At 45.5% G+C, this 26,099-nt stretch carries 25 protein-coding genes; 17 read left to right on the top strand and 8 right to left on the bottom strand.

What is annotated here, in order from left to right; all coding sequences use genetic code 11:
* Positions 1-9 precede the first annotated feature (9 nt).
* From AC6H1S_RS17540 to AC6H1S_RS17530, 3 genes are read left to right on the top strand one after another with little or no spacing between them, the layout of a single operon-like run.
* Positions 10-534, top strand: coding sequence for a fumarate hydratase (locus AC6H1S_RS17540; RefSeq protein ID WP_497564447.1), 525 nt, complete (start codon positions 10-12; stop codon positions 532-534).
* Between the two features lie 10 nt (positions 535-544).
* The gene (locus AC6H1S_RS17535) at positions 545-1,345 is read left to right on the top strand and encodes a S1/P1 nuclease (RefSeq protein ID WP_199136348.1); all 801 of its coding nucleotides are present in this window, start codon (positions 545-547) and stop codon (positions 1,343-1,345) included.
* 23 nt (positions 1,346-1,368) lie between these two features.
* Positions 1,369-1,812 (top strand): low molecular weight protein-tyrosine-phosphatase, encoded by a 444-nt coding sequence (locus AC6H1S_RS17530; protein WP_497564446.1) that lies wholly within the window; start codon positions 1,369-1,371, stop codon positions 1,810-1,812.
* An 89-nt stretch (positions 1,813-1,901) separates the two neighbouring features.
* On the opposite strand, the gene AC6H1S_RS17525 is transcribed toward AC6H1S_RS17530, so the two are convergent.
* Complete coding sequence (locus AC6H1S_RS17525) at positions 1,902-2,594, bottom strand: hypothetical protein (protein ID WP_497564445.1); 693 nt, start codon at positions 2,592-2,594, stop codon at positions 1,902-1,904.
* 115 nt (positions 2,595-2,709) lie between these two features.
* Here AC6H1S_RS17525 and AC6H1S_RS17520 point away from each other — a divergent pair, with 115 nt between their 5' ends.
* Positions 2,710-3,282 (top strand): DUF1543 domain-containing protein, encoded by a 573-nt coding sequence (locus AC6H1S_RS17520; protein ID WP_497564444.1) that lies wholly within the window; start codon positions 2,710-2,712, stop codon positions 3,280-3,282.
* A gap of 48 nt (positions 3,283-3,330) precedes the next feature.
* On the opposite strand, the gene AC6H1S_RS17515 is transcribed toward AC6H1S_RS17520, so the two are convergent.
* Positions 3,331-3,771 (bottom strand): carboxymuconolactone decarboxylase family protein, encoded by a 441-nt coding sequence (locus AC6H1S_RS17515; protein ID WP_497564443.1) that lies wholly within the window; start codon positions 3,769-3,771, stop codon positions 3,331-3,333.
* 92 nt (positions 3,772-3,863) lie between these two features.
* Positions 3,864-4,430: a Crp/Fnr family transcriptional regulator gene (locus AC6H1S_RS17510; RefSeq protein ID WP_497564442.1), complete on the bottom strand. Its 567-nt coding sequence runs from the start codon at positions 4,428-4,430 to the stop codon at positions 3,864-3,866.
* A gap of 114 nt (positions 4,431-4,544) precedes the next feature.
* On the opposite strand from AC6H1S_RS17510, the gene AC6H1S_RS17505 reads away from it, so the two are divergent.
* Positions 4,545-4,997 carry a ferritin-like domain-containing protein gene (locus AC6H1S_RS17505; protein ID WP_497564441.1) on the top strand — a complete coding sequence of 151 codons (453 nt, stop codon included), beginning with the start codon at positions 4,545-4,547 and terminating at the stop codon, positions 4,995-4,997.
* A 57-nt stretch (positions 4,998-5,054) separates the two neighbouring features.
* Here AC6H1S_RS17505 and cphA read toward each other — a convergent pair whose 3' ends face one another.
* Positions 5,055-7,625: a cyanophycin synthetase gene (gene cphA / locus AC6H1S_RS17500; RefSeq protein WP_497564440.1), complete on the bottom strand. Its 2,571-nt coding sequence runs from the start codon at positions 7,623-7,625 to the stop codon at positions 5,055-5,057.
* Positions 7,626-7,930: 305 nt separating this feature from the next.
* Here cphA and AC6H1S_RS17495 point away from each other — a divergent pair, with 305 nt between their 5' ends.
* The 5 genes from AC6H1S_RS17495 to AC6H1S_RS17475 all read left to right on the top strand — a co-directional run bounded on the left by AC6H1S_RS17495 (position 7,931) and on the right by AC6H1S_RS17475 (position 13,306).
* Positions 7,931-8,803, top strand: a complete 873-nt coding sequence (locus AC6H1S_RS17495; RefSeq protein WP_199136332.1) for a cyanophycinase — start codon at positions 7,931-7,933, stop codon at positions 8,801-8,803.
* Between the two features lie 120 nt (positions 8,804-8,923).
* A complete protein-coding gene (locus tag AC6H1S_RS17490; RefSeq protein ID WP_497564439.1) occupies positions 8,924-9,766 on the top strand; it encodes an isoaspartyl peptidase/L-asparaginase in 843 nt (280 codons plus the stop codon).
* 19 nt (positions 9,767-9,785) lie between these two features.
* Positions 9,786-10,469, top strand: a complete 684-nt coding sequence (locus AC6H1S_RS17485; RefSeq protein WP_199136328.1) for a hypothetical protein — start codon at positions 9,786-9,788, stop codon at positions 10,467-10,469.
* Between the two features lie 134 nt (positions 10,470-10,603).
* On the top strand, positions 10,604-12,790 hold the full coding sequence (locus tag AC6H1S_RS17480; RefSeq protein WP_497564438.1) for a carboxy terminal-processing peptidase: 2,187 nt from the start codon (positions 10,604-10,606) through the stop codon (positions 12,788-12,790).
* A gap of 48 nt (positions 12,791-12,838) precedes the next feature.
* Positions 12,839-13,306 carry a hypothetical protein gene (locus AC6H1S_RS17475; protein WP_497564437.1) on the top strand — a complete coding sequence of 156 codons (468 nt, stop codon included), beginning with the start codon at positions 12,839-12,841 and terminating at the stop codon, positions 13,304-13,306.
* A gap of 106 nt (positions 13,307-13,412) precedes the next feature.
* Here AC6H1S_RS17475 and AC6H1S_RS17470 read toward each other — a convergent pair whose 3' ends face one another.
* The gene (locus tag AC6H1S_RS17470; RefSeq protein ID WP_199136322.1) at positions 13,413-14,342 is read right to left on the bottom strand and encodes an SPFH domain-containing protein; all 930 of its coding nucleotides are present in this window, start codon (positions 14,340-14,342) and stop codon (positions 13,413-13,415) included.
* Positions 14,343-14,428: 86 nt separating this feature from the next.
* Here AC6H1S_RS17470 and AC6H1S_RS17465 point away from each other — a divergent pair, with 86 nt between their 5' ends.
* Both AC6H1S_RS17465 and AC6H1S_RS17460 read left to right on the top strand, forming a co-directional pair.
* On the top strand, positions 14,429-16,462 hold the full coding sequence (locus AC6H1S_RS17465) for a M13 family metallopeptidase (RefSeq protein ID WP_199136320.1): 2,034 nt from the start codon (positions 14,429-14,431) through the stop codon (positions 16,460-16,462).
* A gap of 105 nt (positions 16,463-16,567) precedes the next feature.
* Positions 16,568-16,753, top strand: coding sequence for a hypothetical protein (locus AC6H1S_RS17460; RefSeq protein WP_497564436.1), 186 nt, complete (start codon positions 16,568-16,570; stop codon positions 16,751-16,753).
* A gap of 5 nt (positions 16,754-16,758) precedes the next feature.
* Here AC6H1S_RS17460 and AC6H1S_RS17455 read toward each other — a convergent pair whose 3' ends face one another.
* The 3 genes from AC6H1S_RS17455 to AC6H1S_RS17445 all read right to left on the bottom strand — a co-directional run bounded on the left by AC6H1S_RS17455 (position 16,759) and on the right by AC6H1S_RS17445 (position 18,674).
* Positions 16,759-16,947, bottom strand: coding sequence for a hypothetical protein (locus AC6H1S_RS17455; RefSeq protein ID WP_199136316.1), 189 nt, complete (start codon positions 16,945-16,947; stop codon positions 16,759-16,761).
* A 4-nt stretch (positions 16,948-16,951) separates the two neighbouring features.
* The gene (locus AC6H1S_RS17450; RefSeq protein WP_199136314.1) at positions 16,952-18,052 is read right to left on the bottom strand and encodes a CapA family protein; all 1,101 of its coding nucleotides are present in this window, start codon (positions 18,050-18,052) and stop codon (positions 16,952-16,954) included.
* A 70-nt stretch (positions 18,053-18,122) separates the two neighbouring features.
* Positions 18,123-18,674: a C40 family peptidase gene (locus AC6H1S_RS17445; protein WP_199136312.1), complete on the bottom strand. Its 552-nt coding sequence runs from the start codon at positions 18,672-18,674 to the stop codon at positions 18,123-18,125.
* Between the two features lie 902 nt (positions 18,675-19,576).
* Here AC6H1S_RS17445 and pdhA point away from each other — a divergent pair.
* From pdhA to AC6H1S_RS17420, 5 genes are all read left to right on the top strand, one after another.
* Positions 19,577-20,572, top strand: coding sequence for a pyruvate dehydrogenase (acetyl-transferring) E1 component subunit alpha (pdhA, locus tag AC6H1S_RS17440; RefSeq protein WP_330108530.1), 996 nt, complete (start codon positions 19,577-19,579; stop codon positions 20,570-20,572).
* A gap of 32 nt (positions 20,573-20,604) precedes the next feature.
* Positions 20,605-22,251 carry a dihydrolipoyl dehydrogenase family protein gene (locus tag AC6H1S_RS17435; protein ID WP_497564435.1) on the top strand — a complete coding sequence of 549 codons (1,647 nt, stop codon included), beginning with the start codon at positions 20,605-20,607 and terminating at the stop codon, positions 22,249-22,251.
* A gap of 169 nt (positions 22,252-22,420) precedes the next feature.
* Positions 22,421-22,924: an endonuclease V gene (locus AC6H1S_RS17430; protein WP_497564434.1), complete on the top strand. Its 504-nt coding sequence runs from the start codon at positions 22,421-22,423 to the stop codon at positions 22,922-22,924.
* A 57-nt stretch (positions 22,925-22,981) separates the two neighbouring features.
* The gene (locus tag AC6H1S_RS17425; RefSeq protein ID WP_497564433.1) at positions 22,982-24,145 is read left to right on the top strand and encodes a DUF418 domain-containing protein; all 1,164 of its coding nucleotides are present in this window, start codon (positions 22,982-22,984) and stop codon (positions 24,143-24,145) included.
* Positions 24,146-24,238: 93 nt separating this feature from the next.
* Positions 24,239-26,014, top strand: a complete 1,776-nt coding sequence (locus tag AC6H1S_RS17420) for a DUF885 domain-containing protein (protein ID WP_497564432.1) — start codon at positions 24,239-24,241, stop codon at positions 26,012-26,014.
* Positions 26,015-26,099 lie beyond the last annotated feature (85 nt).

Genomic DNA, 26,099 nt, shown 5'->3' with positions numbered 1-26,099 from the left:
TTTAATTAGATGAATACTAGCCATAAGATTCTCGGTAGAAAATCCTATTTTTTACTTTTTACTTTTCACTTGCTGCTTTGTTTAATTGCCTGTACCCGTTTGCCTAACGTACAGGGCAGAGGCGAAACCATGCTGCAAGGTGTATGGAACCAAGACAGCGTAGCCAATGCCAAAGACCTGCTTTCGTATACGCAGCACCATTTCAAAATTAGCTGCGATTCGTTTTATGTAGACCTGACTACGCATTCGAAAGTAAACTACTATTCCGATTCCTGCTTTAACAACGGCGTTTGGAAAGAATATGCAAAAGGTACCTATGCCGTTAAAGGCGATACCTTGATTTTGAATGGAACTTTTACCAAAGCCAATTACAAGCAAAAGGTTTCGGGCTGTTACCGCAGCGGGCGCTACCTGAACAATTTTAAAATCAAATCATCCAGTGGAAGCAGGTTGGTGCTTGAAAACCTGGCCGACCAACGCGAGTGCGTATTGGTCCTAAAGGAGCCAATTATCTGCGTCCCTAAAGAATTGTAATCCTAAACAGATGAAAAAATTAAACCTGTTAAAAAAATTAGCCATTGCTTTTGTCTTGGCTTATATTCCTTTCACCGCTGGTGCATGGGGCGTTTTGGGTCACCGTATTGTTGGCGAAGTGGCCGACTATTACCTCAGCCCGAAGGCCCGCAAAGCCGTACAGCAGATTTTGGGTGCCGAAAGCATGGCCATCACCGCCAACTGGGCCGATTTTATTAAATCAGACACGGCCTATAACTACCTGAGCAATTGGCATTATGTGAACCTGCCCGAAGGATTGTCGCAAAACGATGTATTCAGTTTCTTAGACCATCAGCCTGGGCCAAACATCTATAACAAAACCAATGAGATGATTGCCGTGCTCAAGAACCCGAAAAGCACAGCCGAACAAAAGAAACTGGCTTTAAGAATGGTGATCCACCTGATAGGCGATATGCACCAGCCGATGCACACCGCCAGAAAAGACGATTTGGGCGGCAACAAGATTTTGCTGACCTGGTTTGGCGAAAAGTCTAACCTGCATCGTGTATGGGACGAAGGATTGGTTGATTTTCAGCAACTGAGCTATACCGAATACACCAAAGCCATTAATCACCCAACAGCCTTGCAATTGGGCGCCTGGCAAAAAGCCAGTTTAAAAGACTGCGTTTATGAGTCGTACCAAATCTGCAACAAGATTTATGCTACAGGCGTTAAAAACGATGATAAATTAAGTTATAAATACAATTTTGATTGGATCGACACCGTAAACGAACAATTGCTGAAAGGCGGTATTCGTTTAGCCAAGGTGCTGAATGATATTTATAAATAGTTCGAAAAGCTAATCGCAAATACGTGAGAATTTTAATGGTTTGCCTGGGCAACATTTGCCGTTCGCCTTTGGCCGAGGGCATTATGCGCCATTTGGTAAACGAGCAGCACCTGGACTGGCAAATTGCCTCGGCAGGCACAGGCAGTTGGCATGTGGGACAAGCGCCCGATAGCAGGAGCATAGCCATTGCCCAAAACTTTGGCTATGATATTTCGGCTCAACGTGCCCGTCATTTTACCAAAGCGATGTTCGAGCAATTTGACTATATTTTGGTGATGGACAGGAATAACCTGAAAGACGTACTTGCCTTGGCCAGTACGCCGGCACAACGCCAAAAGTTGAAGCTGTTCCTAGACGATGAGGAAGTAGCCGATCCTTATTACGACAATGCCCTTTTCGAGCCGGTTTGCGCACAGGTCGAAAAACGTTGCAAAGAACTGATCGAAGAGTTTAGGGGTAGCTTTTAGTCGGAAGCCGGAAGGCTCATTAGCCACTAGTCAACGGCTAAATCGGATGACATGCTGCCAACTGAAAACTTCCATTTGACCTCTTCGCTTTAGCCTTTCAGCTTTAGTTTTTCGCCTTCCACCTCTCTAGCGTTGGTCAAGTAAATATAGTTGAACATGCAGAATGAGGCCATGGCGCCAAAGGTGTGCCACAGAAAATGCGTGCCTGTGCTTAGCCATTCCCATTGATCGGCAATGCGAAAAGTAAGCGCAATGATAAAAGCGAACAAAGCCATGCCCACCCATTTGCCGTTTTTCCATCGGGTGCTGATCAGGTAGCCCAATACCGGTAGGAGCACCAAGGCCGCCATCATGGCGTAGTTGATGTTGATGAACAATTGCATGTTGTTGTGGGTAACCATGCTCCTGAAAAAGAACTGCAAAGCCACATAAGCCAATACCAGCAGTACCGCATAATACCATTTGAAAAGCTGCGCCAAAAAATAAACCCCAGCCGATATACACAGCAGCATAATCGGCATCCAGTCCATCATGATAAACATTCGCCACTGCCTAAAAGCATGATAGGTAGTACCCCCAATGCCTCCGATATAAAGCAGCACCAAACAGTAGGTTAAAAACACATGCGATTTATAGTCTTTCCATAGCCTTATGGTCCAGTAAAAGGCAATAGCCAGAAAAAAGCAGGAAGTAATGGCATTGAGCGGCTCCGGAAAAAAGTGCTGCAGATTGGTTTCCGTGTAAAGCGTTCCACCGTCTGGCGGGCGTTGAAGTGCTAGCATAACAATGATGGATTTCTTTTAGAAACGCAGCGCGATTCCAAATGTTTTGATTTATTTTGATGAACCCGTACAATTGACGAAATTGTGCCTTTAAAATACTCAATAGCTCAAGCAAATGCAAAATCCACAGTTGTTTATGGTTCTTTTGGGTTGTCGGCCAGCCAGGAGGCATACCGAACAGCACGATGTTTTTTTCGGCATTGCCAACTCCCTAAAAGAGCTGGTTCCGGAAATGGTAGAATTTTGGCCCGAAGCCAAAGGCAAGATCCATATCGATGCCTGGCGCGTAGTGAGTAAGGTAGGTAACTATAGGATAGAAGTGGTTGAAAAAGGCCATTCCAAAACTGACCCGAACAGCTTGTTCTTTCTCAACCTGGGGGGCTATCGCAAAAACGAATTCGACGAACTGCACTACAAAATGTTGGTGGTAGCCGACCAAAAGGCGGTAGCCATTGCAGCCGCCAAAGAAACGGCTTTTTATAAACACACCTGGTTTGACGGGGCCTCCTCGCACATCGACGACAAGTATGGCGTAGACGTAGACGATATTTTCGAAATAGAAGACATCCTAAGTTCGGCTACCAAAAAAAAGTATGCCTTGAAATTTACGCCAGGCAATATCGAGGCCGAAGACGAGATTACCCTGGGCTATTTTCCTTTGGCCAAAATTGTAAAGGGAGAACTCTAGCATAAACACTTGCGAAGCCTTCAAGCTTCGCAAGTGTTATTGATGCATTTATTGTGCAGGCTGCAAATGGGTACTGATGGCAATTCTGTTCCAGGCATTGATGGTTACAGCAACCATCATCAGTTGGGCAATGTAATTATCATCGAACAGTGCTTTTGCTTTTTGATAGGTTTCTTCCGAAAGCCCGCCATTGGCAATCAGTGCCATTTCTTCGGCCAAAGCCAAAACAACTCTTTCTTCCTCATTAAACAGGTTGGTTTCGCGCCAGGCGTTTAACAGGTAGATGCGCTGCTCGGTTTCGCCATATTTGCGGGCGTCTTTGGTATGCATATCAATACAAAAGGCACAGCCGTTGATTTGCGAAGTCCTGATCTTGATCAGTTCCTTGTGCATTTTGTCTAATTTGGTGGTAGCCAGGTAATTTTCTAGGCCCAGCATGGCTTTATAGCCAGCCGGCTCTAGTTCGGCGATATTAAATCTTGGGTTCATAACTTTATTTTAAATGATGAACCAAAATTAGGCTACATGCACCGGTAAAAACTTAAACCAGTTTAAGAAATAAAAACAGAGTGGCCAATAGCCTATTTTTTGCGCAGCTCGCTCAGGTATTCGGGTGTGATGCCCAGATAGGAAGCCAGCATATACAGCGGAATGCGCTGTACAAAATCGGGGAATAGCGTAACAAAATGCTGGTAGCTTTCTTCCTTGGTAAAATCGTGGAAGTACTTGACCCGCATTTGCGCTGCCGCATAAGCCCTTTGCATCATGATCCTGAAATAGCGCTCCAGCTGTGGCAGTTGCCTAAAAAGCTCGTCTTGCCGACTGCTGGCAATGCCAACAATCTGGGAGGCTTCTACCGCCTGGATGGAAAAGTTGGATGGATGCTGTGTGCTGAAACTCATGTAGTCGGCTATCCACCAGTTTTCGAGTGCGAATTGTACAATCTGCTCGGTGCCTTTGTCGTTCACAAAAAACATGCGCAGGCAACCCTGTTCTACAAAATAATGATACCTGCAAATCTGGCCTTCCTGTAACAGCAATTCCTTCTTTTTGGGGGTTAAAGGTTTGATTTGCTGCAGCAATAAGGAAGTTTCATCGTCGGTTAACGATACGTAACGTTTAATATGCTGGATAAAATTAGGATACATGGCCTAAATATATCAAAGCTTTTGCAATTTGAACACATTCCCAAATGCGCTAAGCTTCTTTAAACTTTTGGCTCAAGGTCTCTGTTGTTTAACTACACTAAAAGCAGTAGAATTATGGAAACGAAAACAATAAGCGCAGAGGTACTGAACGACCTTATCCAAATTAACAACGACAGAGTGGCGGGCTATGAACGGGCTATAAAAGAGTTAAAAGAGGGCGATGCCGATTTAAAGGCTTTGTTTGTAAAGATGATTGGCGAGAGCCATCAACATAAGATGGCTTTGGCTACCGAAGTACAGGCATTGGGCGAAGAGGCCGAAGAAGGAACCACCACATCGGGCAAAATATACAGGGCCTGGATGGATGTAAAAGCCGTGTTTACGGGCAACGACAGAAAAACAGTGCTCAATAACTGCGAATTTGGCGAAGATGCAGCTCAAAAAGCCTACAAAATGGCTTTGGAAGAAGAGCTGCCGGCCAACATCAGGAGCCTGATCACTGATCAAAAAGCAGCTTTGAGGCAATCGCACGACGAAATTAAAAGACTGAGAGACTCCCAAGCGTAGTTTTGAAAACTCCCTAGAATCACAAAGTCCCGATGTTGCATCGGGACTTTGTTTTTTTTATTTCTGTTCCAGTTCCTGGTCTAGGTAATGGGTTACTTTTTTAATCGCGTTATCTATGGTATCGCTTAAAATGGTAATGAAAGAGCCCGGCTTGGCTGTATGGATCAGGTTTTTCAGGCAGTCGTCGCCATGGTTGTTAATGTCGATCTGGATGTCTGGTTTTACCTCTTTTAAGCCGGTAAGCAATAAATCGATCAGCTCCTGCTGTTTGCGTCCGCGCAGGTATTTCTCTTGGCAAATGATTACCCGATCAAACATTTGCGCGGCAATGCGGGCGGTTTCGATAATGTCTTCGTCCCTTCTGTCGCCGGTACCCGAAATTACGCCCACATGCTCGCTGGCCTCAACGGTTTGCAGGTAGGTTTTTACGCCGTTAAAACCATCGGGATTATGCGCAAAATCGACCAACACCTTAAAGTCCTTGAACTTGAAGATGTTCATCCTGCCCGGCGTAAGCGCGGCCGACGGAATGAAGGTTTCTAATGAAGTGCGGATATCTTCGGTTTTATAGCCCCACAAAAAAGTGGTGAGCGTAGCGGCCAATACATTTTGGATCATGAAATCGACTGTACCGTTAAACGTAAGTGGAATATGCGTGGCTTTTTCCACGCGGATTTTCCAATCGCCTTTTTTAATGGTCACGAAACCGTTTTCGTAAATGGCGGCAATGCCTCCTTTTTTGCAATGCTCCTTAATGACCGGATTTTTCTCGTCCATGCTAAAATAGGCCACATTGCAATCGGCGCTGGCCGCAATCTTCAGGCAGTAGGCATTGTCGGCATTGAGCACGGCCCAGCCGTTTCTTTTGACGGCACCAATAATTACGGCTTTCACGCGGGTCAGATCGTCGAGGTTATGGATGTCTGAAATGCCCAAGTGGTCTTCCTGGATATTGGTAACCACACCAATATCACATTTGTTAAAGCCCAGCCCTGAACGCAAAATGCCACCACGGGCAGTTTCAAGTACGGCTACTTCAACTGTTGGATCCTTTAAAATAAACTCGGCGCTGAAAGGGCCGGTGGTATCGCCCTTCATCAACATGGTATTCTGCACGTAGATGCCATCGGAGGTGGTAAAGCCTACGCGGCTGCCATTGTTTTTTACAATGTGCGCAATGAGGCGGGTGGTGGTGGTTTTACCGTTGGTGCCGGTTACCGCAATAATCGGAATGCGGGCATCTTTGCCTGGCGGATAAAGCATGTCTATTACCGGAGCGGCCACATTGCGGGGCAGGCCTTCGCTTGGCGCGAGGTGCATCCTAAAGCCTGGCGCGGCATTTACTTCTAAAATCACGCCTCCGTTTTCGGTGAGGGGCTCGGTAAGGTTCTGCGCCATAATGTCGATGCCACAAATATCCAGGCCTATAATTCTCGAAATGCGTTCGCAGTTGAATACGTTTTGCGGATGTACCTGATCGGTCACGTCGATAGAAGTACCGCCGGTGCTCAGGTTGGCCGTCGATTTGAGATAAACCACTTCGCCTTTCGGAGGCACGGTTTCCAGCGTGTAGCCTTTCTTTTCGAGCAGGTCTAGCGTATCGCGGTCTACATTGATCTCGGTGAGCACGTTTTCATGGCCATAGCCACGGCGCGGATCGGCGTTTTCTTCATCAATAAGCGCCTGGATGGTCTGTTTGCCATCGCCTTTTACATGGGCGGGCACACGCAGCGCGGCGGCTACCATTTTATGGTCGATCACCAATACCCTAAAGTCGTGGCCGGTAATGAAACGTTCTACAATAATCCTTCTGGAATGTTCTTTGGCATAGTGGAAAGCGGCAATCGCTGCTTCTTCGGTTTTGACGTTAATGGTAGCGCCACGGCCATGGTTGCCATCCAGGGGTTTAAACACCAAGGGGAAGCCTACTTTTTTAATGGCTTCGTGCACGTCATCGAGGGTGGTTACCGTTACGCCTTTGGCTACCGGAATGGCGGCATCTTCCAGCAAACGCTTGGTTTCGTCCTTATTGCCGGCAATATCAACTGCAATGCTGCTGGTACGCTCGGTCATGGTAGCGCGAAAACGCACCTGGTTTTTGCCATAACCTAATTGTACCAAAGAACCTTTGTTAAGCCTGATCCATGGAATATCGCGCGCAATCGCCTCATCCACAATAGAGCCGGTACTTGGGCCCAAGCGTTCCGATTCGCGCAGTTCGCGCATGCGGTGAATGTCGTGTTCCAAATCGTATTCTTTGTTGTCGATCAATGCTTCGGCGATGCGCACCGAGGCTTCGGCGGCATAAACCCCAGCCTTTTCTTCCAGGTAGCTGAACACCACGTTGTAAATGCCTTCGGTTTTGGTTTGTCTGGTACGGCCAAAGCCCGTATCCATGCCCGCCAAGGTCTGTATCTCGAGCGCAATATGCTCAATCACATGACCCATCCAGGTTCCCTCTTCTACCCGCGCTAAAAAACCACCTGGGGCACCCTTAGAGCACCTGTGGCTGTGCAGGGTGGGAATCAGCTTTTCTATACGTTCCCTAAATCCTTCGATGAGGTTGGTGGGCTTTTGCTCCATATCTTCGAGGTCCAGGCGCATCTGGATTAATTTTTTTCTATTCACCGACCAAATATTTGGTCCCCGTAAAACCTGTATGCCTAATATCTTCATTTATGGTATAAAATTGTTTTTTTTGAATGCGTTGTTGGGGTGGGGAGATTATCGGTTTCGGGCGAGCCCGACAAACCTCAGCTTAAAGTATAAAAAAAATTTCAAATTAACTGTGGCCCCCTGCAATTAAACTTGTTCATCGGGCTTCCAAATTCTGCTTTGATTGTTAATTAAAAGTGTAATATTGATAAAAATACTGTTAAATATTAGGCTAATGCGCATATATTTGGCATTTTAGCAACATTTACACAGGTACGATGGCTCCAAAAGGAAAATTAATCATCATAGGCGGCGCAATAGATACGGGAAGCTTTGCCGAAACGCAATTCGGATTGCCACAGAACATGAACTTTTTTGAGCGTGGAATCTTAAAGCGGATTACCACCGAATCAATTAAAGGCCACGATTCGCGTTTCGAAATCATGACCACCGCATCGCTTATTCCTGAAAAAGTTGGCGAAGAATACATCAAGGCATTTGCGCAGCTCGATGTGCATAATATCGGAGTGCTGAATATTGGTAGCCGCGAGGAGGCCAACAATCCCGAAAATGCTGCGCGCATTAAACAGGCCGACGTCATTATTTTTACCGGTGGCGACCAATTGCGCCTATCGTCTATTTTTGGAGGCACCGAGATCCACCGTATTTTGTTAGACAAATACGAAAACACTGATTTTGTCATTGCCGGAACTTCGGCAGGTGCAGCCGCCAGTTCTAAGAACATGATTTACCAGGGCAGCAGCAAAGATGCTTTGCTAAAGGGCGAAGTAAAAATTACTGGTGGCCTCGGCTTTATAGATGATGTGATTGTAGATACCCATTTTGTACAGCGTGGCCGTATTGGCCGTTTGTTGTACGCTACAGCCAGTAATCCAGGTATTTTGGGCATTGGCTTGGGCGAAGATACCGGGCTGTACATCCACAACAATACCATGGAAGCCATTGGCTCGGGTATGGTCATTTTGGTAGATGGCCGTTTTATGGCCGATACCAACCTAACCGATGTAGAAATGGGACAGCCGGTTTCGATCAAGAACATGGTGGTACATGTGATGTGCGACGGCGATATTTACGACTTGGTTAGCCATCAATTGGTTATCCATCATCCAAAAGTTATACCTACAGCCTAGCCATAAGCGTTAAGCATGTGGCGGGAAGCTGTCAGCGTATAGCATTATGCGTTTTGAACGCCAAGCCTAAGACCCGCAAACCCCTAACGCAATACCCAATACTCACTACGCAATACGCAGATGAAACTAATCATACACGGCGGCTTTTTCAGCGAATCAGCCACCAACCAGGAAACCAAAAAAGCCAAGCAAGATGCCTTGGCCCAGATTGTAACCCAAGCGCACCAGTTTCTGACCAAGCATACGGCTTTAGAAACCGTAGTATATGCCGTTGGCCTGTTAGAAGACAATGAGCTGTTTAATGCGGGCATTGGTTCACAGATCCAAAGCGACGGCAAAGTGAGGCTCAGTGCGGCTTTGATGGATGGCCAGACCCAAAAATTTAGTGGCGTTATCAATTTAGAAGATGTAAAAAACCCGATTGAGGTAGCCGAAAAGCTATTGGCCTATGATGATCGGGTACTGAGTGGCGAGGGCGCACAAGCCTTTGCAAGAGCCAACAACTTCGACTATTTTAATCCAATTACCCCGCAACGTCAGGCCGAATATGAGGCTAAATTAAACCAGCAAGACCGGAAAGGAACGGTAGGCTGCGTAGCCTTGGATGCCAACGGAAACCTGGCGGCGGCAACTTCAACAGGAGGCAAAGGCTTCGAAATTCCTTGTCGGGTAAGCGACTCGGCCACGGTAGCGGGTAATTTTGCTAACAATTTTGCCGGAATTTCGTGTACCGGCGTGGGCGAAGACATTGTAAGCGGCGCCTTGGCTGCCAAAATCGTGACCCGCGTTACCGACGGCTTTAGCCTGAAAGAAGCCTGCGACAAATCTTTTGCCGAATTGCGGGCATTCGACGGCTTTGCCGGCGCGATCGGAATCTCGGCTAAGGGCGAAATTTACCATTGCGACTCTCATCCGTATATGGTTTGGGCAGCTTTTGATGGTAGTTTACAGGTGTTTAACTAAAAATAGCTATCTTTATCAGATGAACAAGATTCACCTGGCTCTCGCATCCCTATTTTTTGCTTCTGCTGCCTTTGCCCAAAATGTAAATTCTGGGCCTCAGGAAACACAAAATGCGGTAGGGAATGCTATTAATATCGCGGTTTCGCTTAAAGACGAAACAAATGGAGATGAATTTTTTGCCGATGCCGAACGCAACGAAAGGCAAGGCGACCTGAACGAAGCGCTTACGCTGTTTGGCAAAGCGGCCTTCGAATACAACAACGACCGTAAATTTAGCCGTTATGGCGCGGCGCTGCTGCGCATGAGCAACATCCACCTCTTGCTTTCGCATTATACCGAAGCCGAACAGGTGGTGCTCAATGCCGCCCTTAAAACCTACGCCAAAATAGGCAGCAAGGCAGGCCAGATGGCAGCTTATAATCAGCTGGGCAAGATTTATTATGCGGCCAATAAGTTAACCCAATCACTCTGGTTCTATACCCAGCAGGGGATTCTGGCACAACAGCTTCGCAACAATACTTCCTATATCGATTCGGTATTGGGCATTGCCCAGGTCAAGATCAAAAAGAAAGAATACGGATTGGCTACCAAAGATGTGAACCGTGCCGAACTGCTAGCCAAAAATGCTAAAATTACGCAGTTCAGTCAGCAGATAAAAAACAGCAGGCTGCTGATTACCGAAAAAACAGGGCTAAAAAAATAAACAAGCTAACTAGCTGAATAATAAAGTTTACAAAAAAGATACAGATAATTGCTGTATCTTTTTTGTTTATTTAAGAAATTGGTATCATATTGGATGATGATTTTATAAGAATGGATTTTAAAACTGTTAAAGAGATGTTGAGAAGAGTATTGATGATTACGTTTACAGCCGCGGCCTTGGCCTGTAGCGCGTCGCCAAAACCGCAGAAAATGGTTGATGGCGTACAAAATATTAAGCCAGATGAGCAGCAAAGCCTGGTGCTAAGGCAAGTGGTTAACCTGATCGAAAGCTATAACTATAAGAAATTGGAAATCAACGATTCGATTTCTTCTATCATTTTAGACAGGTATATCAAGGCATTAGACCCTTCTAAATATTATTTCCTGGCCAGCGATATCAAAGACTTTGATAAATTCAGGACCGAGCTCGACGATGATTTCAGGATCGGCGACCTGAGTGCCCCTTTCTACATCTTTAACGTTTACCTGAAAAGATACAACGAACGTATCAATTATTCGATAGCACAGATTAAGGGCAAATACGATTTTAACCAAAACGATACCTACGTATACGATCGCGAAAAAATGCCGTGGATTACCACAACTGCTGGTTTGGACGATGTGTGGAAGAAAAGGGTAAAATACGAATTGGTAAACCTTAAAATTGCAGGTACGCCTGATGCCAAGAACGTAGAAACGCTGACCAAAAGATACGAAAACCTAAAATCGCAGGCAGCCAAGTTCAACAACCAGGATGTTTTTCAGCTCATCATGGATGCCTTTACCGAAGCCATCGACCCGCATACCAATTATTTTAACCCTAGAAATGCCGAGGTGTTTAACCAAGAAATGTCTCGCTCTATCGAAGGCATCGGTGCTACCCTGCAGCTAGAAAACGAAGTGACCAAAATCGTTTCCATCGTACCTGGAGGTCCGGCTTTTAAAAGCAAACAGTTGAATGCCGGCGATAGGATTGTGGCAGTAGCCCAAGGTGCCAACGGCGAATTTGAAGATGTAATTGGCTGGAGGATAGATAATACCGTGTCGAGAATCAAAGGCCCTAAAGGCACTACCGTCAAATTGAAAGTAATTCCGGTTGGACAAGAACTTTCTTCTAAACCGGTAATCATTACCCTGGTGCGCGAAAAAGTGATCTTGGCCGACCAATCAGCCAAAAAATCGGTAAAAACGATCCAATCTGATGGTAAACCTTATAAGATCGGTATTATCCAAGTGCCAGCTTTCTATGCCGACTTCAAAGCAGCCAATGCTGGCGATCCAAATTATAAAAGTACCACCCGCGACGTGCGTTTGTTGATCGACACCCTTAAAAATACCGACAAGGTTGATGCCATCATCATGGATTTGAGATCTAACGGAGGCGGTTCGTTGGTAGAAGCCATCGACCTCACCGGTTTGTTTATAGACAAAGGGCCAGTTGTGCAGGTCAAAGACTTGAGAGGCAGCGTTGAAGTTGACGAAGACAAAAATGCGGGCGCCGCTTGGACCGGCCCAATGGGCGTAATGGTTGACCGTTTGAGCGCATCGGCTTCGGAGATTTTTGCTGGTGCCATACAAGACTACGGCAGGGGCATTATCATGGGTACCCAAACCTATGGCAAAGGAACCGTGCAGTCGTCAATCGATCTTAACCGCTTGGTTAATCCGTCTATCCTGCAAAAAATGGCATCCCTCTTTAAAAGAGACAGCAAAGGCGTGATCGTATCGCCACAAGGCAGCAATGCGGTGCTCGATAAGGATGGTATTCCGCAGTTAGGCCAAATCAACCTGACCATGGCTAAATTCTATCGTGTAAATGGCAATAGCACCCAGCATAAAGGCGTAATTCCTGATATCAATTTTCCATCGGTTTATCCACTGGATAAGATTGGCGAAGATACAGAGCCATCTGCCTTGCCATTTGATATGATTAAGCCATCTAACTATAAAGCAGTGGCCGACTTAACAGACATCAAAGCCAACTTGCTGAGGCTGCACGAACAAAGGATGAAGAGCTCTTTAGACTATAAAGTGCTGAACGAAGATATTGCCGATTCGAAAAAACGCGATGGCGAAACTTCGATTACCCTCAACGAAAGCAAGCTCAAAGCGGAAAGAGATGCCTTGGAAGCCAAAAATCTAACCCGCTTAAACGAATTGAGAGCATCGAGAGGTTTGGCGCCAGTTAAAAAAGGCGATAAAATTGCGAAAGACGAAAACTACGATCTGGTGGAAGACGAAAGCATCAAGGTAATGATCGATTTGATGAAGATGACCGAGGGCAATAGACTCACCAATGTGCCAAAGACATTCGAAAAATAACTTTATCAAAAAGCCCCGAAAGTTCGGGGCTTTTTTGCAACAGATCCAATGACAAAAGCGCAAATATTTGAAGAGATGGTTTCTGTTTTTCAGCTCAGCCCTGATCAGATAGACAGTTACCTTTCCGAGTCGTTTGATGAAGTAAATTTGGAAGAGAACGAACAAATCATTGATGGGAAGTGCTTAAAATCAAGTACGTATTTTGTCAATAGTAAAAGCTGGCAGGAAAAAGGTACGTTAATCCTATCTGTATTTAACGGCGAGTTGTTCAGTTGCCAGTTTAGTACAACGGCCGATTTTGACTTTAACGAAATATTGGACTATGCCATTTCAAACCATGGCTTTGTTTTTCAAAAAGAAGAGATTTTACCCCTATGGAGTATGACAATCTTTAGAAAGGAAGGTTATTTGCTGAGCTGTTCTACCGGGGCCTTAAATAAGCTGCAACTTTCCAAAGTTGAACTATTCGGTGAGAAAATTGTAGAAATGACTATAATGCCACCATCCCCTAGCTAATCATCAAAACAAAAAAAGCCTTCCAGAATTAATTGGAAGGCTTTTTTGATTGGTGTGGTCATCGCGAAGAAACTGACGATTTTCCATATTGATTTTCGCCAACGGCTTACTTTTTGCCTTTGTTCGGGTCTATTTGCATGGCCATCATTTCTTTCATGGTTTTGTTCATGCCTTCGGTACTGCCATCCAAGAAAATGACGTTGCCTTCGCTGTACTCGGCAAATTGTTTAATGGCTTCGGTCCACATGGTAAACAAAATAACCGAAGTATCCAGGTTGGCCTGCTGCATTTCGTGGGCGGCATTGGTCATACCTTTGGCCACCTCTTCCCTAAATAGGGCAATACCTTGTCCACGCAATTGGGCCGCTTCGCGCTCGGCGGTGGCGGCAATTTTAATGGCATTGCCATCCGCTTCTGCGGCCTTGGTTTTGGTAATCAATAAAGCCTGGCCTTCGTTTTCGGCGGCGGCTTTCAGGTTGTTCGAAGCCACTACACGGCTCATGGAACGCATAATCTCTTCGTCGAAGGTAATATCGTTTAGCTGTAAATCCTGCAGGTGGTAGCCCCAGCTTTCCAATACCTGGTCTATCTGGTGTTTTACATGCTCTACAATTTCGTTTCTTTGCGCCAATACATTGGCTTGTTTTTGAGTGGCCACATAAGCCCTGATCGAACCTTCGATGGTACGGATCAAGGCCTGCATCAGGTTGCTGGCGTCAACAAACTTAAAGGCTACGTTTTTGATGGTCTCTTCGTCGTGGTTCAGTACCGAATAAAGCAGCATGGCCTTGAAATATACATTGGCCTGATCCTGGGTAACCGCCTGGAAAGAAAGTTCTACCGAGCGGTTCTGTATCGAAATCCTGGAATGGATCTGTTCAATCAACGGGATTTTTAAGCTCAAGCCTGGGCGCAGCTGCCTGCGGTATTTTCCAAAAACGGTAATCACGGCAATGGTGCCTTGCCTTACGGTAACAAAAGAGCTTAAAAGGATAATTAATCCGAAAAAAAGCAGTCCATAAAAAAAATAGTCCATAGAATTTGATTTAAATTATAGCCAATATTACTAATAAATTGATTTTCTGTGTAGCTTTATTTTAGATATTTTATAATCAATCATTTATGAAACTGAAATTAGGTTTACCATTAATTGGTTTGGCGCTTCTGGCGGCCTGCCAAAGTAAAAATACCGAAACCGACACCCGGACGGTATTTTTAGACAAAGCCGGAATGGATACAACGGTTAATCCGGGAGACAATTTTTTCGAATATGCCAACGGTAAATGGATGAAGGCTACAGTTATTCCAGACGATCAGAGCGGCTGGGGCAGCTTTTATACTTTGTACGAAGATAACCTCAAAAAACTAAAAGGGATTGTAGAAGATGCCGAAAAGGCAAATGCACCGAAAGGAAGCATCAAGCAAAAGGTTGGCGATTACTATGCCAGTGGCATGGACACGGTAACCATCGAAAAATTGGGAGCCGAACCTTTGAAGCCGGTACTGGCCAAAATTGACGGTACCAAAAGCTATAAAGAATTGGTGAGCTTATTGGCCGAACTGGCAAAGACCAACGAAGCCGGCCTATTGGGCATGGGCGTAGGTGCCGATGAAAAAAACAGCGTAAAAAACATCGTTTCTTTTTATCAATCGGGATTGTCGCTGCCAGAAAAAGACTATTATTTTAAAACAGACAGTACCTCTAAAGTAGCCCGCGAAGGCTTTGTTGCCTACGCCACCAAACTATTTAGCCTAACCGGCTCCGATGCCGCTACGGCAGCTAAAAACGCGAACGCCATTTTGGCTTTGGAAACAGAAATTGCCAAATCTCATCGCAGCCCTGAAGAGCTGAGAGATCCGCAAAAGAACTACAACAAAATGAGCGTAGCCCAGCTGTCGCAGTTGGCCCCAAATTTAGACGTGCCTTCGCTTTTTGCGGCCATGCAGATTAAAACCGATAGCGTTAACGTTGGTCAGCCGGCTTATTTTAAAGCATTGAGCACTTTGCTGGCCAGCCAACCTATTGAAGTTTGGAAAACGAAGTTCAAATACGATTACATGGCCAGAAATGCAGGCTTGCTGAGCAAGGCTTTTGTTGATGCCTCGTTTAACTACAATAAAATCTTCAATGGCCAAAAGAAACAATCAGAAAGGTGGAAAAAACTGGTTAATGGAATCGACGCCAACATGGGCGACCTGTTAGGCCAGCTTTATGTAGAGAAATACTTTACGCAAGAAGCCAAGCAAAGGATGGACGAGCTGGTGAACAACTTGCAAAAAGTATTCGCCACCAGGATTTCGAAACTGGATTGGATGAGTGCCGAAACCAAAGCAAAAGCGACCGAGAAACTGAATGTCTTTTTAAAGAAAATCGGCTACACTACCAAATGGAAAAACTTTGACGACGTGACCATCAGCAAAGGCGATTACCTGGGCAATGCGCGCAGCGCCAGGATGCATGCCTACAACGAAGAAATCAGTAAAATAGGCAAACCGGTTGATAAAACAGAATGGGGCATGACACCGCCAACAGTAAACGCTTATTACAACCCGACATTTAACGAGATTGTGTTCCCGGCTGGTATTTTACAATTTCCATTTTTCGATGCCAAAGCCGACGATGCCATCAACTATGGCGCCATTGGTGCGGTAATTGGCCACGAAATGACCCATGGTTTCGACGATCAGGGCCGTCAGTACGATGCGGCAGGCAATATGAAAGATTGGTGGACCAAGGCTGATGCCGACCAGTTTAAAACCAGGGCCGATAAGGTAGCTAAATTGTACAGTGGCTTTACCTTGTTGGGTAACGAGCATGTAAACGGCAACTTAACGCTGGGCGAAAACCTGGCCGATATTGGGGGCTTGGCTATTGCCTACGATGCTTTTAAACTTACCAAGCAAGGCCAGGACAACAGCCAAAAAATTGATGGCTTTACGCCAGATCAGCGTTTCTTTTTGAGCTTTGCGCAGGTGTGGCGTATCAAAGACAGGGATGAGAACATGCGTGTTCGTATCAAAACAGATCCGCACTCTCCAGAAATGTTCAGGGTAAATGGCCCGGTTTATAACATGGAAGCTTTTTACAAGGCTTTTAATATTCCAAAAACCGCCAAAATGTACGTAGCCCCAGAAAACAGACTGGGTGTTTGGTAGGCATTATTGCAATTGACCTCGCTAAAGGCGGCATCATTAAATTGGTGCCGCTTTTTTTTGAAACAAAATGGCCGTTGCCCTGTTTTTATGCTACAACATTGCTTTATGAACGTAAAAAGGATTTTTGGTACCCTGTTAACCCTTTTGGGGGTTGTTGGTCTGGTTTATGCGGGAATAGGTTTTGTAAACCATAGCCAGAACTCGCGCGGGCTAATTGTTTATGGAATTATCGGATTGGTTTTCTTTGTTTCGGGCATCGGACTGATCAAAAACACCAAAGACGAATCGTAACGAGGCTATTTGAGCTTGCGTTTATGTTTGATAATCATAAATTGGCTAATGCCTACAAAAGCTCCGGCAAAAACGACAATCAGTTTAGAATTCAGGTTTTCGTCGGGATCTGTGGTGATCATATAGGCCGCAACAGCGCTCAGCGCAAGTCCGGCAATAAATAAAATATAATGAACCGTTAAGCCTTTCTTCATTGGATTAGTTTTTTAACCTGATTTGATTGTTTTCAAAGATAAGGTGATGTCCGGCAAAATCGATGTCGGTCAAAGTCTTCATTTTGTCAAATGCCGTATGGTTTTCGTCTAAAGTTAGGCGATTAATCTTATCTTGTTTAACTGAAACGACATCGGCGTACAGAAAATCACCTCTGCGGTTAATTTTGAGTTGCAGCAACGGCGCAAAGCCATTCGGGCCCTTCAGGCTAAACATGCCATAGGTACAGAAATTGCCCAGGCTATACGCGATAAACTTATTGCGGTACACTTCAACCGCACGGGTTACATGTGGTCCGTGCCCCAATACCACATCGGCACCGGCATCTATTACCGCATGGGCAAAAGCATAAACATTGCCCCTGTTTTCCTTAAAAAAGATCTCGGTTTTGCGTGTTACATGCTCAAATCGTGCCCCTTCGCCGCCGCCATGAAAAGATACGATCACAATGTCGGCCTGTTTTTTAAGTTCGGCCACCAGGGCCTTGGCGCTGTCGATGTTTTTAATGGACACCGTATTCTCGTTGGGCGCAAAGGCACAAAAAGCATATTTCACACTGTCTATTTCAAACAGGTCGAAAGGTTTGTTCAATTGTCCGGCATAATGTATTTGAAGCGAATCTAGCAATCTGGCCGTGTTTTTTCGGCCCTTGGCATCAAAATCGCCTACGTGGTTGTTGGCAATGCTCAGCACGTTAAAACCCGCCTTTTTGTAAATGTTGGCATAACGATCGGGCATTCTGAAGGCGTAGCAGTTATTAGGGTTAATGCCTTTGCACTTATTGGAGTTGCCCGAATTGAGAAAGCAGCCTTCTAGGTTGCCGAATACAATATCGCCCTTTAAAAAGGTATCAACAGCCACAAAACTGTTTACCGCATCATCGGGAGGCAGGTTGAGCTTGCTCGGAAAGGCGGAGCCCAGCATCATATCGCCCACGGCTACCAGGCTTAAGGTATCTTTTAACCGCTTAACCTTTGGCGTATCGGTTTGTGCCTGTTTTACCTCTGCCTGGGTTTTGCTTTGGCAGCTCATCAGGGTATAAGCAACCAAGCCAGTTAAAAAAGCAATGCCGAGGAGTTTCTTCATGGGTAGTTACAAAAAATCCCTCCCGGTTTTATGGGGAAGGATTGGAATATTTTTAATGGGATGCCAAAGGCTATTCTTCGATAAATTCTTTGTTTGCCGGATCTAAAATCCGTCCGCCCTTATAAAAATAGCGGCTGTAGTAAGGTTCGTTCAGGTTACTGATGCGTACGCCTTTTACCGAGGCATGTGCAAAGCGGTTATCGCCCAAGTATACGCCAACGTGCGAAATGCTGCGGCTTTTGATTTTGAAGAAAACCAAATCGCCTTCTTTCAGCTCGTCTCTCGATAAAGGATCAACCATGCTGAAGATATCGCGCGAGTTGCGCAAAATGTTGGTGTTAAAAACCTTGTCGTAAATGGCTTTGGTAAAGGCCGAACAGTCAATCCCTTTCTTGGTGTTGCCACCGTAACGATAGGGAGTTCCGATCCACTCGTAAATAAACTTGTATAGTTTCAGGTTCGATGTCGCATCAACGGCTACACCCATTACCTGCGAGAAATATTGCGACGCTAAGTTGTCAGGATCTTCTAGTTTGGCTTCTTTGGTCTTATTGCTTTGTGCGAATGTAGCTGTGTAGCTACTGAGAACGATAAGAATAGAAAACAAAATCTTTTTAATCATGTTATGCTTTTAAGTTTGGGTAAACGGGCACTTACACTTAAACGTACACCACGGGGGCTTATTGTTAGGGTAGCAAAAATATGTCTTTTGCAAATGTTATCCAAATGAATCTCAGTTAAATGTAAAAGTTATTAACATTTTGCGCGTTCTAAGGCGCTGGAGCCACTTTCGTGAAGCCACATTTGTTGATAAATCATTTAAACCGATGTGATTATTGAACATGGACGCAGTTTTGATTGGAAGTGTGGATAAAAGCTCTGGCGGAATAAAGCGTGCGATCATAAGATTGCCTTATGTGCATCAGCTGGGACGGGGCACTGTAAAAAATGCAAAGCAGAAATTTAGGCCACAGCAACACCGCGTATCCAGCTTGCGCTATGGCAAAGTCGGTACAGCTAGCGCAGCGAAGATGCAACGGCCTTGAATTTTTGGTCACTTTTGTCTTCATTTACTTTTTGCACGGTAGATGTTGCTGTAGGTGTAAAATCTAGCTCCGCTGGCTGTTGCCCAAAGAAACGAAGCAAGGAAAGAGACGACAAATGTTGATGGCTTCTTTCTGCCAATCGGTCTGTTGCAGGCAGGCTTCCGGTGAAGTAGCAGGGTTTTGTAAAAATCTTTTAAAAAACTTTTTTTCAAAATCCTTTAAGCCTTTGTTGCCAACAAAATAAAATTTTTTTGTTTTTGCCAATCGAGCATCAAAAAATGGGGCTAAGTTCCCGGCAGAAAAATATTAATGCCCGCTTAGACCAGCTTACAGTCTATGTGAGTGTAATTCAGACACTAAAATGGTGCTAAATCCCTTGTGTTTAGTGCTCGGCACGGATAATTTTACATACGATGATGTGAGAAAATATAATAAAAAAATTAAATTTGTTCCCGTAAATAAAAATCAATACCCAAACATGAGTGCAGTAGAAATAAATAAGGATACCTATTTGAAGTGGTTTGAGTCGATGTTGCTGATGCGCAAGTTCGAAGAGAAGACCGGACAACTTTACGGACAGCAAAAGATACGCGGATTTTGTCACCTTTATATTGGTCAGGAAGCAGTAGTTGCCGGTGCCATTTCAGCAATGGAAAAAGGCGACTCGATGGTTACCGCTTATCGCGACCACGCCCATGCCTTGGCTTTAGGCGTTAGTGCCGACAGTATTATGGCCGAAATGTACGGCAAAGCTACAGGCTGTTCAAAAGGTAAAGGCGGTTCTATGCACATGTTCAGTAAAGAACATCATTTTTATGGCGGCCACGGTATCGTAGGCGGTCAGATTCCGTTGGGTGCTGGTATCGCTTTTGCCGAAAAATACAAAGGCACCAAGCATGTAAATATTTGCTACATGGGTGATGGAGCCGTTCGTCAAGGCGCTTTGAACGAAGCTTTCAACATGGCTATGCTTTGGAAGCTGCCGGTAATTTTTGTTTGTGAGAACAATGGTTATGCCATGGGTACTTCAGTAGAACGTACCACCAACATGACCGATATCTATAAAATTGGTTTAGGTTTCGATATGCCATGTGCACCGGTTGATGGAATGGATCCGGTTGCGGTTCATAATGCCATGGACGAAGCCATCCAGCGTGCGCGCGCTGGCGAAGGCCCGACTTTCTTGGAAATGAGAACTTACCGCTACCGCGGACACTCCATGTCTGACCCGGCAAAATACCGTACCAAAGACGAGTTGGAAGAATACAAAGCTAAAGATCCGATCGAAAGCGTAAGAGAAACCATTTTGAAAGAGAAATATGCTGATGAAAACTGGATTGCCGAAATTGAAGAGAAAGTGAAAGGCATTGTAGAAGATTCGGTGAAATTTGCAGAAGAGTCGCCATGGCCAGACGCATCCGAACTTTACACAGACGTGTACGTGCAAACCGACTATCCTTACGTAAAAGATTAATTTTTAGAACGCATTTCATTAGATTTATATAGATGGCTGATATAGTAAGAATGCCTAAGATGAGCGACACCATGACCGAAGGGGTAATGGCGAAGTGGCATAAAAAAGTAGGCGATAAAGTAAAAAGCGGCGATGTTTTGGCCGAAGTGGAAACCGACAAGGCAACCATGGACCTAGAATCCTATTGGGATGGAACATTATTGTACATCGGTGTGGAAGAAGGCAAAGCCGTTCCAATCGATGCGTTAATTGCCGTTATTGGCAAAGAAGGCGAAGATTACAAAGCTGCGCTGGAAGCCGAAGGAGGCAATGCCGCTGCAGAGGCGCCTAAAGCCGAGGCACCAAAAGAAGCAACCCAAGCCGAAGCTCCAGCCCAAGGCGGTGGCTTGAGCGAAGAAGAATTGAGCAAAAAAGGTGTTACGGTAATCCGCATGCCTTTGCTGAGCGATACCATGACCGAAGGCGTAATTGCCGAATGGCATAAAAAAGTAGGCGATAAAGTAAAAGACGACGATATCCTTGCCGACGTAGAAACCGATAAGGCTACGATGGAGGTAATGGGCTACGCCACGGGTACTTTGTTGCATATTGGTGTAAATAAAGGCGAAGCGGCCAAGGTAAATGGCATTATTGCCATTGTTGGTCCAGAGGGAACAGATATTTCTGGAATTTTGGCCCAAGGTGATGCCCCTGCAAAAGCAGCCAGCGCTCCAGCCGATGCGCCGAAAGCCCCAGAGGCACCAAAAGAAGAAGAAAAAGTACAAACCATTTCAAACGCCAACGGTGGCCGTATCATTGCCTCGCCTTTGGCTAAGAAAATTGCAAAAGATAAAGGTATCGACCTCAGCCAGGTAGCAGGTAGCGCAGAAGGCGGTCGTATCATTAAAAAAGACGTAGAGAACTTTAAGCCTTCGGCAGCACCGGCAGCTACAGCACCGGCAGAGGGCGCCAAAGCCGAAACGAAAGCCGCTCCGGCAATCCCTACCTTTGTGGGCGAAGAGAAATTTAGCGAAAGACCAGTTACACAAATGCGCAAGGCCATCAGCAGACGTTTGTCTGAAAGCTTGTTTACCGCGCCGCATTTCTATGTAACCATGAGCATCGACATGGATCAGGCTATTGCAGCCCGAGCCAAAATGAACGATTTTGCTCCGGTTAAGATTTCTTTCAACGATTTAGTGGTCAAAGCAGTGGCAATTGCTTTGAAACAGCACCCGGCCATCAACTCGTCGTTCCAGGGCGATACCATCCGTACCAACGAACATGTACACATTGGCGTAGCCGTTGCAGTTGACGAAGGTTTGTTGGTTCCGGTAATCCGCTTCGCCGATGGCAAATCGTTGAGCCATATCTCTGCCGAAGTAAAAGACTTTGCCGGAAAAGCCAAAGCCAAAAAACTGCAGCCTGCAGAAATGGAAGGCTCTACCTTTACCATCTCTAACTTGGGTATGTTTGGCGTTGACGAGTTTACGGCCATCATCAATACACCAAATGCTTGTATCCTGGCCGTAAGTGGCATTTCGCAAGTGCCGGTTGTTAAAAACGGCGCAGTGGTTCCAGGCAACATCATGAAGGTAACCCTAAGCTGCGATCACCGCGTGGTTGATGGCGCTACTGGTGCCGCTTTCTTGCAAACCCTAAAATCGTTGCTGGAAGAACCCGTAAGATTGCTGGTTTAAAAATAACAGTAGAGTGCCCCGAGCCAAATTTGGGGTACTAACCAAATAATAAAGGGCTACCTGAAAAGGTGGCCTTTTTTGTTGGCCTGATTGGTTATAAGCTCAAGCATAAATTTATATCTTTAACGGCACTCCCTACAGATTAAATGGAGAGTGGCCCCTTGAAAACATGATCCTGGCGTTCGATACTTATTATTTTGGCAACAAGGGCAAAACCGTGTGCTTGGCTTTTGATGATTGGGCTACCAGCGAAAAATTCGAGGTGTATGCAGAAACGCTCGAAGGGGTGGAAGAATATGAATCGGGGGCGTTTTACAAAAGAGAATTACCTTGTATTTTAAGCCTGCTCCAAAAAATAGATTGTCAACTGGTTGAAGCTATTATTGTTGATGGCTTTGTCTATCTCGACGATGAAAACAAGTTTGGCCTGGGTGCCTATTTGTTTGAAAGCCTCCACAAAAGCATTCCCGTTATCGGCGTGGCCAAATCTAATTTCGCAACCCTCCAAAAAAACAAGCGAGCCTTGTTAAGAGGCGAAAGCCAAAAGCCGATTTTTGTAACGGCTGTCGGGATGGAGCTGGATAAAGCGGCCGATCATATTGGGCAGCTTTCGGGCCCCTATAGAATGCCAACTGTTTTAAAGGCACTCGATCGGTTGACTAAAGAGAAATAGAAAGGGCTAAACAATTGCCTGCAAAAACATTATCTTTAGATAAGCCAATCTACTGATATGAAAGACTTTTCTAGCCAACCCCTCCAGCTTAACCAGCGCACTGTCATTGTTGATATCTTAAGAGGCTGGGCGCTCTTGGGCGTAGTGCTCATGAACTACTACGACTTTTTCACTATTGGCAGAAACTGGGAAACCTTCAAGCCCGACCTGCTAACCAATATCCTCATGTACACGACAAGTTTTGTATTCGCCGCCAAATCGTGGACCCTGCTCAGTATGCTTTTTGGCTATGGCTTTGCCGTGCTCATGAACAACATAAGTAACAAGGGACACAATCCTTATGGCTTTTTTGCAGGGCGCATGTTTTGGTTGCTGGTATTGGCCCTGATCAATAGTGCCGTCTTTTTTGGCGATATTTTAAAGGATTATGCGCTCTTGGGTTTGTTGCTTTTGCTGTTTTACCGGAGTTCGGCCAAAACCAGTTTCACCGTAAGCATCATTTTATTGTTGCTTATTCCCGCCTTAAGTTCCTTTATCCATTCGCTGGGCGATAGTGGCTGGAAGCAGATGACGGCCATACTTCCGCTCTACCAAAGCCATAACCTGTTCGACGTGCTTTATTTTGGACTAAAGGGCACTTATCTGGCGCAGATGATCAGCAAACCCTACCTGTACACGGTACACGTGGTGATGTTTTGCTGTTTCCTATGGGGCTTTAGCCTCTACCGCATCAATTTTTTCGACCAGTTGCCCAGCAAGATAAAATATATCAAAAGAGCTTTTTGGATTTCGTTGGGGACAGCTTTATTGCTCACAGCTTTTTTTATTGTTGACGAGCACTTGAAATGGAATGCCATTGGCAAACATTATAACTTGGCCTACTGGGTAATTCTCAGTACCATGCTGTTTATTGCCTCGGCTATTTGCTGGCTGTATGTGGCAGGCAAGTGCAAGCGCTTTTTCGCCAGCCTGGCCATCATGGGCAAAATGACCTTGACCAATTACATGGTGCAGAACCTCATTGGAATGCTTGTTTTTTCTGGTTTCGGCCTGGGCATATTTAACTCAAAGCCTATTTGGTTTTACCTGTTGCTGGCCATTGTTGTGTATACGGCGCAGGTATATCTGAGCCACTGGTGGCTGTCTCGTTACAACTATGGCCCTATTGAATGGGTCTGGCGCCAGCTCAGCTACCGAAAACGGTTGCCGTTGAGCAAGTAAAGCCATATCGGCGAAAAACACCTACAACAACGTTACTTGGATAATGTAAACCGAAAACGGTAAATTAGTTTTAAATAATCAATCCTACACCAAATGAAAAGATTAGCTATGGCCCTTGTGGCTATTGTGGCGCTCCACGCTTGTAAGCCATCGGGCCAAACGTCAGGCAACGCCGAAAACAAAAACTTTGCTGCGCTTTGCGAACAGTATTACCAAGAGGGCCTCAAACTGTCGCCTTTGGATGCCACCTTTGCCGGCGACGACCGTTACAACGACTTGTTGCCAAACACCGGTTCGCAGGCTTTTATTGCCGAATCGAAAAAGTTCAACGAACGGTTTTTGGATAGCCTTGGCCACTACGACCGCGAAAAACTGAATGATAACGACAAGCTGTCTTACGATTTTTTGAAAGACCAGCTCCACATGAATATAGAAGGCTTTAAATACCATCAAGAGTATTTGCCTTTTAATCAGATGTTTGCCTTGCCGTTAACCATCGGCCAGTTTGGTTCGGGTACGGGTGCACAGCCATTTAAAACGGTAAAGGATTATGCCGATTGGCTCAAAAGGGTTTCGGCCTTTTCGGTATGGGCCGATACGGCCATTGGCAACTTCAAAAAAGGCATGCAGGCCGGTATCGTGTTGCCTAAAGCCTTGGTGGTTAAAATGATTCCACAGATGCAAAGCATGGTTGTAGCCAATCCCGAGCAGAGCTTGTTTTACGGGCCTGTAAAACTGATGCCAAAAGATTTTAGCGAAGCCGACAAAAAGAAAATTACCGAAGAATACAAGCAGGCCATTGCCCATGTCATTGTGCCTACCTATAAAAAACTGGGTGATTTCCTGCAAAACGAATACCTGCCAAAGGCAAGAACCACTTCTGGACTTTCGGCCTTGCCGGGAGGAAAAGCCTGGTACGAATACTTGGTTAAACAGCAAACCACTACCAATAAAACGCCCGAAGAGATTTATCAGACTGGTTTAAAAGAAGTAGCCAGGATCAAAGGCCAAATGGACAGCATCAAGAATTTGGTAGGCTTTAAAGGCGATTTGAAGGCCTTTTTCGAATACATGAAAACCGACCCCAAATTTATGCCTTACAAAACGCCAAAAGAAGTATTGGATGCTTTCGAGAACATTCACGAGCGCATGAAGCCGAATCTAAAAAAAATGTTCGACCATGAGCCCAAAACCCCATTCGAAATCAGGCAGACCGAAGCTTTTAGGGCGGCTTCGGCCAGTGCCGAATACAATCAAGGTTCGGCCGACGGCAAACGTCCGGGTATATTTTATGTGCCTATTTTGGATGCCAAGAAATTCAATACCACTTCGGGCATGGAATCATTGTTTTTGCACGAAGCCATTCCGGGCCATCATTATCAGATTTCGCTTACCCAAGAAAATACGTCTTTGCCAAAATTCCGCAGATTCGGTTTCCATAATGCCTATGTAGAAGGCTGGGCGCTGTACTGCGAATCGCTAGGTAAGGAATTGGGGCTCTACCAAGACCCTTATCAGCACATGGGCGCCTTAGGCGACGAAATACACCGTGCCATCCGTTTGGTGGTTGACGTGGCCATCCATACCAAAAACATGACCCGTGAGCAGGCCATTCAATACATGATGGACAACGAAGCCATCAGCGAGGAAGGGGCCACTGCCGAAATAGAACGCTACATGGGCATCCCGGCACAAGCCTTGGGCTATAAAATCGGGGCGATGAAAATCAGGGAACTGAGAAACAAATATGAAAAGGAATTGGGCGCGAAATTCAAGCTATCGGCTTTCCATACCGAAGTGCTTAAAGACGGTTCGTTGCCGTTGAGCGTTTTCGAGGCTAAGATGGATGCCTGGGCTGCAAAGCAGTAGTTTAGTTGGCAGTTTTCGGAAACACTTGCGAAGTCTTTAAGACTCCGCAAGTGTTCATTGATTGAGCCGTAATTGCCAACGAACT

This window comes from Pedobacter sp. TM02 (assembly GCF_059705275.1).
This window is presented reverse-complemented; position numbering and strand designations above follow the sequence as displayed.